15 protein-coding genes are annotated in these 14,681 nt (G+C 69.0%); 10 read left to right on the top strand and 5 right to left on the bottom strand.

Features of this window, described 5'->3' with window-relative positions; translation table 11 throughout:
* Nucleotides 1-18 precede the first annotated feature (18 nt).
* The gene (ilvD, locus tag LOZ83_RS26205; protein ID WP_236794314.1) at nt 19-1,863 is read right to left on the bottom strand and encodes a dihydroxy-acid dehydratase; all 1,845 of its coding nucleotides are present in this window, start codon (nt 1,861-1,863) and stop codon (nt 19-21) included.
* 213 nt (nt 1,864-2,076) lie between these two features.
* Between ilvD and LOZ83_RS26200 the strand changes: the two genes are divergently transcribed.
* The 5 genes from LOZ83_RS26200 to LOZ83_RS26180 all read left to right on the top strand — a co-directional run bounded on the left by LOZ83_RS26200 (nt 2,077) and on the right by LOZ83_RS26180 (nt 7,006).
* On the top strand, nt 2,077-3,726 hold the full coding sequence (locus LOZ83_RS26200; protein WP_236794313.1) for a cytosine permease: 1,650 nt from the start codon (nt 2,077-2,079) through the stop codon (nt 3,724-3,726).
* Complete coding sequence (locus LOZ83_RS26195; protein ID WP_236794312.1) at nt 3,723-4,316, top strand: cysteine hydrolase family protein; 594 nt, start codon at nt 3,723-3,725, stop codon at nt 4,314-4,316. Before LOZ83_RS26200 ends, LOZ83_RS26195 begins: the two co-directional genes overlap by 4 nt.
* Nucleotides 4,317-4,492: 176 nt before the next feature.
* Complete coding sequence (locus LOZ83_RS26190; RefSeq protein WP_236794311.1) at nt 4,493-5,233, top strand: GntR family transcriptional regulator; 741 nt, start codon at nt 4,493-4,495, stop codon at nt 5,231-5,233.
* Nucleotides 5,230-6,642, top strand: coding sequence for an amidase (locus LOZ83_RS26185; protein ID WP_236794310.1), 1,413 nt, complete (start codon nt 5,230-5,232; stop codon nt 6,640-6,642). The genes LOZ83_RS26190 and LOZ83_RS26185 overlap by 4 nt, the downstream gene beginning before the upstream one ends.
* Before the next feature lie 157 nt (nt 6,643-6,799).
* On the top strand, nt 6,800-7,006 hold the full coding sequence (locus LOZ83_RS26180; RefSeq protein ID WP_236794309.1) for a hypothetical protein: 207 nt from the start codon (nt 6,800-6,802) through the stop codon (nt 7,004-7,006).
* On the opposite strand, the gene LOZ83_RS26175 is transcribed toward LOZ83_RS26180, so the two are convergent.
* Nucleotides 6,975-7,427 carry a PH domain-containing protein gene (locus LOZ83_RS26175; RefSeq protein ID WP_236794308.1) on the bottom strand — a complete coding sequence of 151 codons (453 nt, stop codon included), beginning with the start codon at nt 7,425-7,427 and terminating at the stop codon, nt 6,975-6,977. The two genes, LOZ83_RS26180 and LOZ83_RS26175, sit on opposite strands and share 32 nt — an antisense overlap.
* Before the next feature lie 298 nt (nt 7,428-7,725).
* On the opposite strand from LOZ83_RS26175, the gene LOZ83_RS26170 reads away from it, so the two are divergent.
* The 4 genes from LOZ83_RS26170 (at nt 7,726) to LOZ83_RS26155 (ending at nt 11,480) form a co-directional block, all read left to right on the top strand.
* Nucleotides 7,726-9,579 (top strand): acetolactate synthase large subunit, encoded by a 1,854-nt coding sequence (locus tag LOZ83_RS26170; RefSeq protein ID WP_236794307.1) that lies wholly within the window; start codon nt 7,726-7,728, stop codon nt 9,577-9,579.
* On the top strand, nt 9,576-10,082 hold the full coding sequence (ilvN, locus tag LOZ83_RS26165) for an acetolactate synthase small subunit (RefSeq protein ID WP_236794306.1): 507 nt from the start codon (nt 9,576-9,578) through the stop codon (nt 10,080-10,082). Before LOZ83_RS26170 ends, ilvN begins: the two co-directional genes overlap by 4 nt.
* A 31-nt stretch (nt 10,083-10,113) precedes the next feature.
* Complete coding sequence (gene ilvC, locus LOZ83_RS26160; protein WP_236794305.1) at nt 10,114-11,127, top strand: ketol-acid reductoisomerase; 1,014 nt, start codon at nt 10,114-10,116, stop codon at nt 11,125-11,127.
* A 77-nt stretch (nt 11,128-11,204) separates the two neighbouring features.
* Nucleotides 11,205-11,480 carry a DUF397 domain-containing protein gene (locus tag LOZ83_RS26155; protein WP_236794304.1) on the top strand — a complete coding sequence of 92 codons (276 nt, stop codon included), beginning with the start codon at nt 11,205-11,207 and terminating at the stop codon, nt 11,478-11,480.
* 19 nt (nt 11,481-11,499) lie between these two features.
* Here the strand turns inward: LOZ83_RS26155 and LOZ83_RS26150 are convergent, their stop codons facing one another.
* Nucleotides 11,500-12,096 (bottom strand): TetR/AcrR family transcriptional regulator, encoded by a 597-nt coding sequence (locus LOZ83_RS26150; RefSeq protein ID WP_236794303.1) that lies wholly within the window; start codon nt 12,094-12,096, stop codon nt 11,500-11,502.
* 105 nt (nt 12,097-12,201) lie between these two features.
* On the opposite strand from LOZ83_RS26150, the gene LOZ83_RS26145 reads away from it, so the two are divergent.
* The gene (locus LOZ83_RS26145; protein ID WP_236794302.1) at nt 12,202-12,678 is read left to right on the top strand and encodes a nuclear transport factor 2 family protein; all 477 of its coding nucleotides are present in this window, start codon (nt 12,202-12,204) and stop codon (nt 12,676-12,678) included.
* A 12-nt stretch (nt 12,679-12,690) separates the two neighbouring features.
* Here the strand turns inward: LOZ83_RS26145 and LOZ83_RS26140 are convergent, their stop codons facing one another.
* Together LOZ83_RS26140 and LOZ83_RS26135 are read right to left on the bottom strand one after the other, a co-directional pair.
* Entirely contained in the window at nt 12,691-13,830 is a 1,140-nt protein-coding gene (locus LOZ83_RS26140; protein ID WP_236794301.1) for an NAD(P)/FAD-dependent oxidoreductase, read from the bottom strand.
* A 131-nt stretch (nt 13,831-13,961) separates the two neighbouring features.
* On the bottom strand, nt 13,962-14,657 hold the full coding sequence (locus LOZ83_RS26135; RefSeq protein ID WP_236794300.1) for an SDR family NAD(P)-dependent oxidoreductase: 696 nt from the start codon (nt 14,655-14,657) through the stop codon (nt 13,962-13,964).
* Nucleotides 14,658-14,681 lie beyond the last annotated feature (24 nt).

The following is a 14,681-nucleotide window of genomic DNA, read 5'->3' as shown; positions in this document are numbered from 1 at the left end:
CAGCGGCGGAAGCCCCGCTCAGCGGGTGACGTCGCGGACCGCGCCGGTGTCGGCCGAGGTGGCCATCCGGGCGTAGGCGCGCAGCGCGGCGGTGACCGGGCGCTGCCGGGACGCCGGCTGCCACGGGCGCTCGCTGGCGTCCATCTTCGCGCGGCGCTCGGCGAGCACCTCGTCCTCCACCAGCAGTTCCAGCGTGCGCTCGTGCACGTCGATGAGGATCCGGTCGCCGTTCTCCACCAGGCCGATCACCCCACCCGAGGCCGCCTCCGGTGAGATGTGCCCGACCGAGATCCCGGACGAGCCGCCGGAGAACCGCCCGTCGGTGATCAGCGCGCACTTCTTGCCCAGGCCCGCGCCCTTGAGGAACGCGGTCGGGTGCAGCATCTCCTGCATGCCCGGCCCGCCGGCGGGACCCTCGTAGCGCACCACGAGCACCTCGCCGGGCTGGATCTCCTTGCCCAGGATGACCGAAACCGCTTCCTCCTGGCTTTCCACGACTCGCGCCGGGCCTTCGAACCGCCAGAGCGCCTCGTCGATTCCCGCGGCCTTGATCACCGCGCCGTTTTCGGCGAGGTTTCCGCGCAGGATCGCCAGCCCGCCATCCTTGGTGTACGCGTGCTCCAGATCGCGAATGCACCCGCCCGCGGCGTCGGTGTCCAAAGAGGACCACCGGTTCTCGGTCGAGAACGCTTGCGTGGTGCGGACTCCGCCCGGCGCGGCGTGGAACAGCTCGACCGCCTCCGCCGACGGCGCCTCCGCGCGAATGTCCCACGTGGACAGCCACTGGTCGAGCGTGGGCGAGTGCACCGAATGCACCTCGGTGTTGAGCAGCCCACCCCGGTACAGCTCACCGAGGATCGCCGGGATGCCGCCGGCGCGGTGCACGTCCTCCATGTGGTAATCGGAGTTCGGCGCAACCTTCGACACGCACGGCACGCGGCGGCCGATCGCGTCGATGTCGGCGATCGTGAAGTCGACCTCGCCCTCCTGCGCCGCGGCGAGGATGTGCAGCACGGTGTTCGTCGAACCGCCCATCGCCATGTCGAGCGCCATCGCGTTCTCGAACGCGGCCTTGGTGGCGATCGACCGCGGCAGCACGCTCTCGTCGTCGTTTTCGTACCAGCGCTTGCACAGGTCGATCACCGTGCGGCCGGCGCCGGCGAACAGCGCGCGCCGGGCGGCGTGCGTCGCGAGGGTGGAACCGTTGCCCGGCAAGGAAAGCCCGAGCGCCTCGGTGAGGCAGTTCATCGAGTTCGCGGTGAACATGCCCGAGCAGGAGCCACAGGTCGGGCAGGCCGACCGCTCCACAATGGACAATCCGTCCTCGTCGACCTCCGGGCTGGCTGAGGCGGAGATCGCGGTGATCAGGTCGGTCGGGGCCTGGGCCACCCCGCCCACCACCACGGCCTTGCCGGCCTCCATCGGGCCGCCGGAGACGAACACCGTCGGGATGTTGAGCCGCATCGCGGCGTTGAGCATGCCCGGGGTGATCTTGTCGCAGTTCGAGATGCACACGAGCGCGTCGGCCTGGTGCGCGTTGACCATGTACTCGACGGAGTCGGCGATGATCTCGCGCGAGGGCAGCGAGTAGAGCATGCCGCTGTGCCCCATGGCGATCCCGTCGTCCACGGCGATCGTGTGGAACTCGCGGGCGACCCCGCCGGCCTCGGCCACGGCCTCGGCGACGATCTCGCCGAGATCCTTGAGGTGTACGTGGCCCGGCACGAACTGGGTGTAGGAGTTGGCGATCGCCACGATCGGCTTGCCGAAGTCGCTGTCGGTCATGCCGGTGGCCCGCCAGAGGGAACGGGCGCCCGCGGCGTTGCGGCCGTGGGTGGTGGTTCGGGAGCGCAGAGCTGGCATGGGTTCGAGGTTACGCCCGCGCCGATCACCGCTTTCCCGGGGCGGCGCGGTGCCCCGGAATTTCGGCGGAATTGCGACCGGAATGTGGGAAACCGCAGGTCAATCCGTTTCCGGTGCGGTGTGGAATCGGCGTAACCGGGCGCACCGAAAGCGGATACGCGCCCGCAATACGCCGCTGACAGCGTTCGGCCACCTCGAGCGAAGGGATCAAGAATGGGCCTCGCTGACAATCCGCAGATGGAGGACTACTCACTGCGCTACACCCCGGCGGCATTCCGGAAGTGGTCGCCGTGGATGGTCTTCCTGTCCTGCCTCGTGGGCATTTCCGCGATGGCGGGCTACGCACTCGACGCGGCGTTCGTGGACGCCTTCGGGTTCGCCAACGCGCTGACCGGTTTCCTCGTCGCGGCCGTGGTGACGCTGCCGCTGACCCTGGTGATCGCGTTCGCGATCGCCCGCAAACACGTCGACATCGACCTGCTCACCCGCGGTTCCGGCTTCGGGTATCTCGGCTCCACGCTGACCTCGCTGGTCTACGCGACCTACACGCTGATCTTCCTCGCCTACGAGGGCGCGATCATGGCGCAGGCGGTGACCGCGCTGACCCATCTGGACATCCACCTGTCCTACGTCGTGGTGTCCGCGGTGATGATCCCGCTGACGCTGTACGGGATGTCGTTCTCCTCGAAGTTCCAGGCCTGGACGTGGCCGATCTGGATCGCGCTGATCGGTATCGCGCTCGGCACCGCGGCGACCGCGCCGGACGCCGGGCACAACATGGTCCACCCGGCGACGGTGTCCCCGGCGGGGCTGGCCGGGCTGACGGTGATCGCGGTGTTCACCATCGCCGCCGCGAACCTGTCGCTCGCCGCGCAGGTGGGGGAGCAGGGCGACTACCTGCGCCTGATGCCCGACCCGACGAGCAAGAACCGCGGCAAGTGGCGGCTCGCGGTGATCATGGGCGGGCCGGGGTTCGCGCTGTTCGCCGTCGGCATCTTCTTCGCCTCGACGCTGCTGGTCGGCTACGCCTCGACGAAGCTCGACGCCGGGCACGTCGGGGTGCCGGTGGACCTGTTCACCGCGGTCTACGAGCGGCTGACCGGGAACCACACGGTCGCCCTGATCCTCGCCGGGCTGCTCGTGCTGCTGTCCCAGATCAAGATCAACATCATGAACACCTACTCGGGTTCGCTGTCCTGGTCGAACTTCTTCTCCCGGTTGCTGCACCGCCATCCCGGCCGGGCCGCGTGGGTGTTCCTCCAGGTCGGGCTTTCCCTGGTGCTGATGGAGGTCGACATCTTCACGCATATCGTCGACGTGCTCGCCTGGTACTCGAACGTCGGCATCGCGTGGATCGCCGCGATGGTCTCGGACCTGGTGATCAACAAGCGCTGGCTCAAGCTCGCGCCGCCGGACCTGGTGTTCCACCGCGCGCATCTCTACCACGTCAACCCGGTCGGCTTCGGCTCGATGATCGTCGCCGGGGCGATCTCGATGGTCGCCTACTACGGCGCGTTCGGCACGACCGCCGCCGCGCTGTCCCCGTTCATCGCGCTCGCCGTCGCGCTCCTGCTGCCGCCCGTCGTCGCGCTCGCGACCCGTGGCCGGTGGTACATCGCGCGCCTTTCGGAACTTCCGGCCAATGACGGCGTCCTGCCGTGTTCGGTCTGCGAGGGCAGCTACGACGTGGTCGACATGGCGACCTGCCCGCACCACGGCGGCACCATCTGCTCGCTGTGCTGCTCGACCGAGGGCGCCTGCCACGACGCCTGCAAGCCCAACGCCTGGCGGCCGCCGAAGGGTGCCACGCCGCTCGGGATGCCCCGTTTCAGCCCACCGAAGGAACTGGAGGTCACGCGATGAAGGCCATGATCGTCGTCGATGTGCAGAACGGCTTCTGCCACCCGGACGGCTCGCTGCCGAAGCTCGGCCTGCCGCTCGAAGGCGCCGAAGCCGCTGTGGCCAATTCCGCGCGAGCCGTGGAAAGTGCTCGTGCGCAAGGGATTCCGGTGATCTTCACCCGGCACGTCTACCGGCCCGGCTTCTACGACGAAGGCCCGTGGCTGGCCGGTCGCACCGCCGACCTCGCGTCCGTGGGCGGGCTGCTCGCGGGCAGCTGGGACGGCGACGTCGTGGATGACCTCAAACGCGGTGACGACGACCTGGTCGTCGACAAGTGCCGGCTCGACGCGTTCCAGTGGACCTCGCTCGAACCGCTCCTGCGCGGCCTCGGCGCCGCCGAGCTCGTGGTGTGCGGCGTGGTCACGAACTTCTGCGTCGAGACCACCGTGCGGTCGGCGATCATGCGTGACTTCGAGGTCACGCTGCTCGAAGACTGTTGTGCCGCACAGACTTCGCGGCTGCACGACATCGGCATCGAAGTGATGCGCGACTGCGGGTTCGCCACCGTCACGACGGTCGCGGAGTTCGCCGGGGCAGCGGTGCCGGCATGATCGGGCTGGCTAGGCCCGCGCCGACGGTTACCAATCCGACGGCAGCCACGGCGGAGACGGGTATCGACGAGCAGGTCGGGTGCGGACCGTGTCCGCCTACTTTCGGTCGGATTGGTAACGGCGAGGTCATCGGCCCGAGACCGGCGGGCAACGGCCGGTACTTACCGTCTCGACGTGTGAGGCCTGTTTCCCCGCAGCAGCGGGTGCACGAGGTGCGCCGGTTGCGGGACATGCTGCGCGGCGCCGTCCAGGGCGGTCATTTTCCCGGCGGGCAGCTGCCCGGCGAGGGCGAGCTGATGGCGTCCCACGGCGCGTCGCGGGCCACCGTGCGGGCGGCGCTGGCGCTGCTGCGGGCCGAAGGACTGATCGAACGCACCCAGGGCGTCGGCACGCACGTCGTGATCAGTCCGGTGAAGACCTCGTTGCCCGAGGCACACGGGGTCATCAAGCCGTCCAGGGAGAGCATGTTCAACCAGCGGATGCGGCCCCGCGAACTGGACCGCTCGGTGGTGCCGGCCCCGCCGACCGTCGCCGCGCGCCTCGGTGTGCCCGACGGGACGCCGTGCCTGCGGCTGGACTACGTGTCGCTGCACGACGAGGAACCGATCGCGGTCGCCACGAACTACGTCCTGTTCCCCGAAGGCGGGCAACTGCGCGACACGCCCTTCGTCTCCGACTGGTACCGGCTGCTCGACGACGCCGGCGTACGGCTCTCGGACTCCGAATTCATCTTCAACTGCGAGCTGGCCGACGCCTCGCTCGCCGCGGCGCTCGGTATCCGCGAAGGTGCCCCGCTGATCGCGATGGAACAGCTCATCTACGACCTCGCCGGGCGCCCGTTCGACCTGGCCTTCATCCACACCCGCGGCGAACGGTTCCGATTCGTTTCGCGGGGCAGCAGCAGGGAGTTGTCATGACACCGCTGACAGTCACGGACGCGGCCAAGGCGCTGCGCGAAGGCACGACCACCTCGGTGGCACTGACCGAAGCCGCGATCGGCGCCGCAGACGCGCGGGACCCGGAGATCGGCACCTACCTCGCCCGCTTCGACGAGTACGCGCTGGAGCGTGCCGCACAGGCCGACGCCGAGCTGGCGCGCGGCGAGGACCGCGGCCCGTTGCACGGAATTCCCTTTGGTGTCAAGGACATCCTCGCGATGGCCGAGGGGCCTACGACGGCGCAGAGCCTGATCCTGGACCGCACCTGGGGCGCCGGGAAGGACGCGCCCGTGGTGTCACGGATGAAAGCGGCGGGTGCGGTCATCACCGGCAAGACCACCACGATGGAGTTCGCGTGCGGGATGCCCGACGCGAGCAAACCGTTCCCCGTCCCGCGCAACCCGTGGAACCCCGAAACATGGCCCGGCGGATCGAGTTCCGGCACCGGTAGCGGGGTCGCCGCGGGCATGTTCCTCGCGGGCCTCGGCACCGACACCGGCGGCAGCATCCGCATCCCGGCGGCGTTCTGCGGGGTCAGCGGGCTGATGCCGACGTTCGGCCGGGTGCCGAAGTCCGGCTGCGTGCCGCTGGGCTACAGCCTCGACCACATCGGGCCGCTCGCGCGCAGCGCACGGGACTGCGCGGCGGTGCTCGAGATCCTCGCCGGGCTGCACGAAAGCGACCCGGACTGCGTGGACGCGCCGTTCACCGCGCCGGAGTTCACCGGCGACCTGTCCGGGATGCGGATCGGTGTCGTGCGGGAGCACCACTTCCCCGACGGCAGCGACCCCGCGCTGGCGCCGAGCTTCGACGCCGCGCTGGCCGTGCTCGCCGAGCAGGGCGCGACGCTGGTCGAGACCGAACTGCCGTACTGGCACGAGATGATCACCGCGGACATGATCACGATGGGCTGCGAGGCGCTCGCCTATCACCGCACGGATCTGCTGTCCCGGTGGCCGGACTACTTCGTCGCGACCCGCGCCATGATGGCCACCGGCGCGCTGTACTCCGGCGCGGATTACGTGCAGGCGCAACGGGTCCGGCGCGTCGCACAGGACGCGCTCGCGGGCCTGTTCGAGACCGTCGACGTGATCGCGTGCCCGACGGCGTCGGCCGGGGCGCCGAAGGTCGAGGACCTCGCCGGGCCCGACGGCCAGCCCGACGTAGGTGCGCTGTTCTCGCTGGTCCACACGCCGTATTGGGACAGCGTCGGCAATCCGGTACTCGCCGTCCCGATGGGCTTCACCGGCGACGGCCTGCCGCTGTCGTTGTCGCTGGCCGGGCCCGCCTTCGGCGAGGCCGCGATCCTGCGGGCCGGTGACGCCCTGCAGCAGAGCACCGACTGGCACCTGCGCGTCCCTCAACCGGTTGCAGAAGGAGTGGCATGACACCCCTTGTGTCGACCTCAGGGTTGAAATCAGGCCGAGCCGTTCTCAACCGCACCTCAGGGGAACGTGACGCAAACCAGCCACAAGTACGTGACCAAACAGAACCGTCGTTCCACGACGTGACCAACACAGTGAATTCCGGGGAGGCGGATCTGTCATGACCGAGGTAGTCAAGACCCTGCTCGCCGCCGCCCAGTTGCCGGCCTCCGAAGCGGAGATCGCGGCTTACGTGAAGGGCTACGAATCGCAGCGGGCGGCCGTCGACGCGCTCTACGACGTCGAGGCCGCCCGGTATGTGGACCCGGCGCTGCGCTTCCGCGCCGGCGCCCGGATCATTCCGTGGGCTTCCGCTCCGGCGCGGTGATCAGGTCGTCCACCAGGCCCGTCGGGTCCTCCAGCCGCCCGCCCGACACCAGGGCGAGCACCGGCAGGTGACGCGTGCGGACCGACGGCAGCGGGATCGTGCTGTCGTCGGTCAGCACCGCGCGCACCTTGGCGCGCTTGGTGAGCGACAGGCCTTTGAGCGCCTCCCACGGGAGTTCGCGATGGCCGAACATGGTCCGCACCGCGAGCCCGTGCGGCGTCGCGACCGTGCGCGTCCGTACCACGAAGAGGATGAGCCCCAGCGGGATCACGTACAGCGCCCACAGCCCGGGCACGTCGGCGAACGCCGTCGGCGCGAGGCAGATCATCAGGCCGAAGATGGCGAGCAGGCCGATCAGCGGTACGCGGAACGTCGCCTTCCTGCGCTTGACGGGCAGTTCGGGGTCGGTTGTTTCGGACACCTTCAAATGGTGCACCCCGTTGGCACGCCTGGAGAAGCCAGGGCCTCCAACCATAGGAAAGCCCAGTATCCGGGATCACGATCCCGGATAGTTGACACTGCTCGCAACGACCCGTTAACGTCGTGGCCGTGAAACCGCAGACCGGCATCGTACTTCCCGAGCGCGTCGACGCTTAGGGATTCACTGCTGCGTCGACGCGCGACCCTCGTGCGACCACTCGTGGTCGGCGGGGGTTTTTTGTTGCCCAGCCCCGACCGTCACCCGATCAAGTGAACACGAGACCCCCGAGGCAGAACTGATGACAAGCGCCACCTCGCGATCGGAAGCGAAGGCAGGACCGACGCCGACCCCGGCGTCGCTCGGCCGACCCAAGCCCACCCCGCCCGCCGGCACGCCGGTACGGGTCACCGGCGCGCAGTCTCTCGTCCGCGCACTGGAAGCGGTCGGTACCGAGGTGGTGTTCGGGATTCCGGGTGGCACGATCCTTCCCGCCTACGACCCGCTCCTGGACTCGACGAAGGTGCGGCACGTGCTGGTCCGGCACGAGCAGGGGGCCGGGCACGCGGCGACGGGTTACGCGCAGGCGACCGGCCGGGTCGGCGTGTGCATGGCGACCTCGGGTCCGGGTGCGACGAACCTGGTCACCCCGCTGGCCGACGCGAACATGGACTCGGTGCCGGTGGTCGCGATCACCGGGCAGCAGACCCGGTCGCTGATCGGCACGGACGCCTTCCAGGAAGCGGACATCTGCGGCATCACGATGCCGATCACGAAGCACAACTTCCTCGTCAAGGACGCGGCGGACATCCCGCGGATCATCGCCGAGGCGTTCCACCTGGCCTCCACCGGCCGGCCCGGCCCGGTGCTGGTGGACATCCCGAAGGACGTGCTGCAGGAGCAGACGTCGTTCACCTGGCCACCGGAGATGCGGCTGCCGGGTTATCGGCCGACGCTGCGCCCGCACGGCAAGCAGGTGCGCGAGGCGGCGCGGCTGATCGCGCAGGCCCGCCGTCCGGTGCTGTACGTCGGTGGCGGTGTGCTCAAGGCGCAGGCCTCGGAGCAGCTCAAGGAACTGGCGGAGCTGACCGGGATCCCGGTGGTGACCACGCTGATGGCGCGCGGCGCGTTCCCGGACTCGCACCAGCAGCACCTGGGCATGCCGGGGATGCACGGTTCGGTCGCCGCGGTCGCCGCGATGCAGCGCGCGGACCTGCTGATCGCGCTGGGCGCCCGGTTCGACGACCGGGTGACCGGCCGGCTGGACTCGTTCGCGCCCGAGGCGAAGGTCGTGCACGCGGACATCGACCCGGCTGAGATCTCCAAGAACCGCAAGGCGGACGTGCCGATCGTGGGGGACTGCGCGGAGATCATCACCGAGCTGATCGACGCGGTGAAGGCCGAGGCGGAGCGGGCCGGTGAGCCGGACCTGACCGCGTGGTGGACCCAGATCGAATCGTGGCGCGGGACGTTCCCGGTCGGTTACGAGTGGCCGGCCGACGGCACGCTGGCGCCGCAGTACGTGATCGAGCGGATCGGCGCGCTCGTCGGCCCGGACGCGATCTACACCGCCGGCGTCGGCCAGCACCAGATGTGGGCCGCGCAGTTCATCGGTTACGAGAACCCGCGCACCTGGATCAACTCCGGCGGGCTCGGCACGATGGGCTTCGCCGTGCCTGCCGCGATGGGCGCGAAGTTCGGCGCCCCGGACAAGCAGGTCTGGGCGATCGACGGTGACGGCTGCTTCCAGATGACCAACCAGGAGCTGGCCACCTGCGCGATCGAGGGTGCGCCGATCAAGGTCGCCGTGATCAACAACGGCAACCTCGGCATGATCCGGCAGTGGCAGAACCTGTTCTACTCGGAGCGGTACTCGCAGAGCGACCTCGGCACGCACAAGCACCGCATCCCGGACTTCACGCTGCTGGCCGAGGCGCTCGGCTGCGCGGGCCTGCGCTGCGAGACCAGGGAAGAGGTCGACCAGGTGATCCGCCGGGCGATGGAGATCAACGACCGGCCGGTCGTGATCGACTTCGTGGTCGGCAAGGATGCCCAGGTGTGGCCCATGGTCGCGGCGGGTATGGGCAACGATGAAATCATGGCGGCGCGCGGCATCCGCCCGCTGTTCGACGACGACGAGGTGACACCGGCATGACCACTCATACGCTCAGTGTGCTGGTGGAGAATGTGCCCGGGGTGCTCGCCAGGGTGGCCGGGCTGTTCTCCCGCCGTGGTTTCAACATCGAGTCCCTCGCCGTCGGGCCCACGGAGAACCCCGAGGTGTCCCGGATGACGATCGTGGTCGCCGTTGAGGAGCTACCGCTCGAACAGGTGACCAAGCAGCTCAACAAGCTGGTGAACGTCATCAAGATCGTGGAGCTCGAGCAGGCCGTGTCCGTGCAGCGTGAACTGCTGTTGGTCAAGGTCCGCGCCGACGCCACCGTGCGCAGCCAGGTGCTGGAGACCGTGCAGCTCTTCCGTGCCAAGGTGGTCGACGTCTCGCCCGAGGCGCTGACCATCGAAGCGACGGGCACGGGGGACAAGCTGTCAGCCCTTTTGCGCATGCTCGAGCCGTACGGGGTCCGTGAGATCGTGCAGTCGGGCATGGTCGCAGTGGGCCGCGGCGCGCGCTCGATCACCGCCACCTCGCCTCGTTAAAAAGCAGAACCGGAAGGAACAAGTTCCCCTCATGTCAGTCGAAATCTTCTACGACGACGACGCCGATCTCAGCGTCATCCAGGGTCGCAAGGTCGCCGTGATCGGGTACGGCAGCCAGGGCCACGCGCACGCGCTGAGCCTGCGCGACTCCGGGGTCGATGTGCGCATCGGTCTGCCGGAGGGGTCGAAGTCGCGCGCGAAGGCCGAGGAGGAGGGCCTGCGGGTGCTCACCCCGGCGGAGGCCTCCAAGGAGGCCGACCTGATCATGATCCTGGCGCCGGACACCAAGCAGCGCTTCATCTACACCGAGGACATCGAGCCGAACCTCAAGGACGGCGACGCGATCTTCTTCGGCCACGGTTTCAACATCCGCTACGAGCTGATCAAGCCGCCGGCCAACGTGGACGTCGCGATGGTCGCCCCGAAGGGCCCCGGCCACCTGGTGCGCCGCCAGTTCGTGGACGGCAAGGGTGTGCCGTGCCTGATCGCGGTCGAGCAGGACCCGTCGGGCAACGCGCAGGCGCTGGCGCTGGCGTACGCGGCGGCGATCGGCGGGGCGCGCGCGGGCGTCATCAAGACCACCTTCAAGGAGGAGACCGAGACCGACCTGTTCGGTGAGCAGTCCGTCCTCTGTGGTGGGACGACCGCATTGGTCCAGACCGGTTTCGAGGTGCTGACCGAAGCCGGCTACGCCCCGGAGATCGCCTACTTCGAGGTGCTGCACGAGCTGAAGCTCATCGTCGACCTCATGTACGAGGGTGGCATCGCGCGGATGCGCTACTCCATCTCGGACACCGCCGAGTACGGCGACCTCACCCGCGGCCCGCGCGTCATCACGCCCGAGGTCAAGGAGAGCATGCGCCGGATCCTCGCCGAGATCCAGGACGGCAGGTTCGCCCGGGAATGGGTCGGCGAGGACGAGGCCGGCCGGCCGAACTTCACCAAGCTGCAGCAGGCCGGTGAAGAGCACCCCATCGAGGAGACCGGCCGCAAGCTGCGTGGCCTGATGTCCTGGGTGGACCGTCCCATCACCGAAACCGCCTGACCGGCATCTCGTTCGCCACCTCGGCGGGGTCACCCCCGCTGAGGTGGCGTTTTCGGCGCAGGAGCTACCGTGTCGCCATGAGCGATCACCACAACACTCCCGCCGACGACAAGTCCGGCGTGCGAGATGTGCTCGATCTGGACGGTGCGCGGTGGCAACGCGCCGAGCCGGCCGGACAGACCATTCCGGACGCGATCGAGTTCGCGTTCGTCCCGCACACCGACGGTAAGACCTACACCGCCCTGCGTTCCTCGGCCGAACCGGATGGGACGGTCCTCGTGTTCACACCGTCCGAATGGGACGCTTTCGTCGCCGGCGCCAAGGACGGGGAGTTCGACCTCCCGGCGAACTGATCGCGGATTTCCGCAAACGCTACCGTGCCAGTAGGCCGTTCATGAAAAGAGCGAGCAGGCGGTCGGCTTGAGCGGAGCCGTCCGGGCTGTCCTGGGCGGCCCAGGCGACAGCGCCGATCATCTTCAGCACATCCGCGTCGTTCGCATCGGCGACGACCACGCCTGATTGTCGCGCCCTCGCCAGCAATGCGGCTCCCGCGTCGAACATTTCCGCATGCCACCGCGAAACCAGCCCCTTCTCGCGGTCGAGTGCCGAGTTCATCACGGCGGCCGACAGGCCTCGATAGGTCAGGCCGTGCCCGAGCACGGCACGCAACCAGGTGGACAACGCGTCGAATTCGTCCTCGGCAGTCAACAGCCGGCGGCCGAGTTCGACCAGCTCGGCTATCTGTTCGGCGAGCACCGCCTCGATGAGATCGAGCCGAGTGGGGAAATGCCGATACAACGTCCCGCTGGCCACCCCGGCACGGCGAGCGATCTCGTCCAAGGACGCGTCCACGCCGAACTCGGCGAACGCGATTCGCGCCTGCTCGACCAACTGCTCGTAGTTGCGCCGGGCATCCGCGCGCCTCGGACGCCCGGCGCGCGACCGCGGATCGTGGCCTGCCGGAACCATCACCACACCCTTGCTAACCGGGGACACAGTCCGCTACCTTGCCACCTAACCGGACCATGTCTCACTTTACGGGTGTGGCTCACCCGGAGCCTGGAGGGCCGCCCCATGGCGATGACCGAACAAGACCGGATCGACAGCACTGCCCGGCGAGCGGCACCCGGCAACCACGAACTCGGTCCTCGTGAGGTTCTGGAGCGTTACCGCCGAGCCGCGATCAACCAGTCCGCCGACGACATGAGGCGCGTTTACGCCCTCGACGCGGTCCATGAGTTCCCGTTCGCCTACCCGGGCGTGCCGTCCCGGCTCGAGGGCCGGGACGAAATCGTAAACTGGATAACCGCGGGGTGGCAGGCCAATCCGCTGAAGTACGAGCGTTACCGCACTCTTGCCATCCACGACACCGGTGATCCGGAAACGATCGTCGTCGAGCAGGAAGCTCTCGGGACCAGCGCCTCCACCGGCGAGTTCGCGCTTCCCAACATCGTTGTACTCACGGTGCGCCACGGGCGGATCGCCCATCTCCGCGACTACGTCAACATTCTGGCCGCCGCGACCGCGATGGGACACGATCTCAACAGGTAACGCGGTGGGATGCTACCTCTGCCCGTCCTCGCCGAACACCTCGATCAGGATCTGGGCGATGTTCTCGCCGTTTCCGGCCGCGAGCCGTTTGTCGAACGCTTCGCCCTGAGCGGCGATCTCGGCGCTGCGCGGGAACATCGCTTGCTCGTACTCGGTGAGCGCGGCCTCGGCGTCGCCGGGGTGCGCGGTGAGCGCCTCGCCGAGTTCGGCGGCGTCGAGCATCGCCAGGTTGGCGCCTTCGCCGTTGGGGGCCGTGAGGTGCGCGGCGTCGCCGACCAGGGTCACGCCCGGCACCCGGGCCCACCGGTGCTCGAACGGCAGCGTGTAATGCGGGCGCAGCACCGGCGCGGTGTCGCCGTCGGTGATCAGCGCGGTGAGTTCCGGTGCCCAGCCGTCGAACTCCCGCGCGACGCGTGCGGCGGCCGCGGCGGGATCGGTGAAATCGATCGCAGTGAACCAGTCCAGCGGCCGGTCGATCAGCACGTAGGTGTGCAGGGTGTCGCCGCTTTCCCGATGCGCCATGATCGCCCGGCCCGCCGCGGGCGCGCCCATCGATCCGCCGCCGACCGCTTTCGCGCTGGCGGCGTGCCGGGTGTCGGCGTCGAGCAGGTAGGTCTCGACGAACGACGCGCCGGCGTACTCGGGCACCGCGCCGGACAGCAGAGGCCGGACCTTCGACCACGCACCGTCCGCGCCGACCAGCAGGTTCGTGCCGACGGTGCTGCCGTCGGCGAACGTCACCTCGTGCCGGCCCTCGCCGAGCGCACGGACGTCGCTGACCTTGTGCCCCCACCGGACGGTGCCGGCCGGGAGTGACTCGAGCAGGATCCGCCGCAGGTCACCGCGCTGCACCTCGGGACGCCCGCCCGTGCCGTCGTCGGCCTTGTCGAACAGGACGGTGCCGTCGCGGCCGAGGATCCGCATCTGCTGGCGTCCTTCGAGGATGAGGTCGCGGAACTCGTCCATCAGGCGGGCCGCTTTGACGGCGAGCTGGCCGTTGTAGTCGTGGATGTCGAGCATCCCGCCCTGGGCGCGCTCGGCCGGCGAGGACTCCGCCTCGTAGACCGTGGCCGGGATGCCGTGGACGTGCAGGACGCGGGCCAGGGTGAGGCCGCCGAGTCCGGCGCCGATGATCGTGACCGGGGTGTGCAACGGGTGCTCCTTCGGGTTCAGGTGTTCCTTGCGGCACCCGAAGGTTGGCGCGCGCTGCTGGCACGGAGCGCACACGTCACTGACGCGTCGCTGGCACGCGCCTGATACTCAGCGGGCCAGGAACGGGATTCCTACCACGGGACGGTCTTGCCGTGGCGATCCAGGAACTGCAGGCCCGGGGCGCCCGCCTGCGCTTCGAGGACATCGACGACGGCCGGGATGCTCTCCTCGGGGAGGAAGGGCGCGCCGGGCCCGCCGAGCCGGGTCTGGTTGTGGCCGGGATCGATGAGCAGCTTGGTCTGCCCGTCGCCGGCATGGCGGGTGGCGTAACTGCGCATCAGCTGGTTGAGCGCGGCCTTGCTGGCCTTGTAGAGCTCGTAGCCGTCCTCGGTGTTCAGCGAGATGCTGCCCTGGTCCGAGGACATGATCGCGACGGTTCCGCCGGGCGTGACGAGTCCGCGCAGGGCCTCGATGGCGCGCAGCGGGCTCAGCGCGTTGGTGATCATCACCTCGGTGAACATGTCGGTCGGGACCTCGTCGACAGGCAGATTGCCGCGGTCGATCGCGGCATTGACGAAGAGCAGATCGAGCCGGGAGCCTGCCAGGCGCTCGCGCAGCGCGGCCAGCTCGTCGGGGCTCGTCATCTCCAGTGATTCGACCCTCAGCCGGCCATTCGAGGAATCGGCATTCGCCTGCAGTTCGCCGCCGCCCTGGCGCGTTGTGGCGATGACCTGCCAGCCACGCCGGGCGAGTTCGTTGGCGAGGACGAGCCCCAGTCCTCGGGAGGCGCCGATGATCAGGGCGTGGCGATCGGATGTCGCGGACACGGTTACTCCTTCGTGGTAACGGTG

Source organism: Amycolatopsis sp. GM8, assembly GCF_021653975.1.
Taxonomy (GTDB): Bacteria; Actinomycetota; Actinomycetes; order Mycobacteriales; family Pseudonocardiaceae; genus Amycolatopsis_E.
This window is presented reverse-complemented; position numbering and strand designations above follow the sequence as displayed.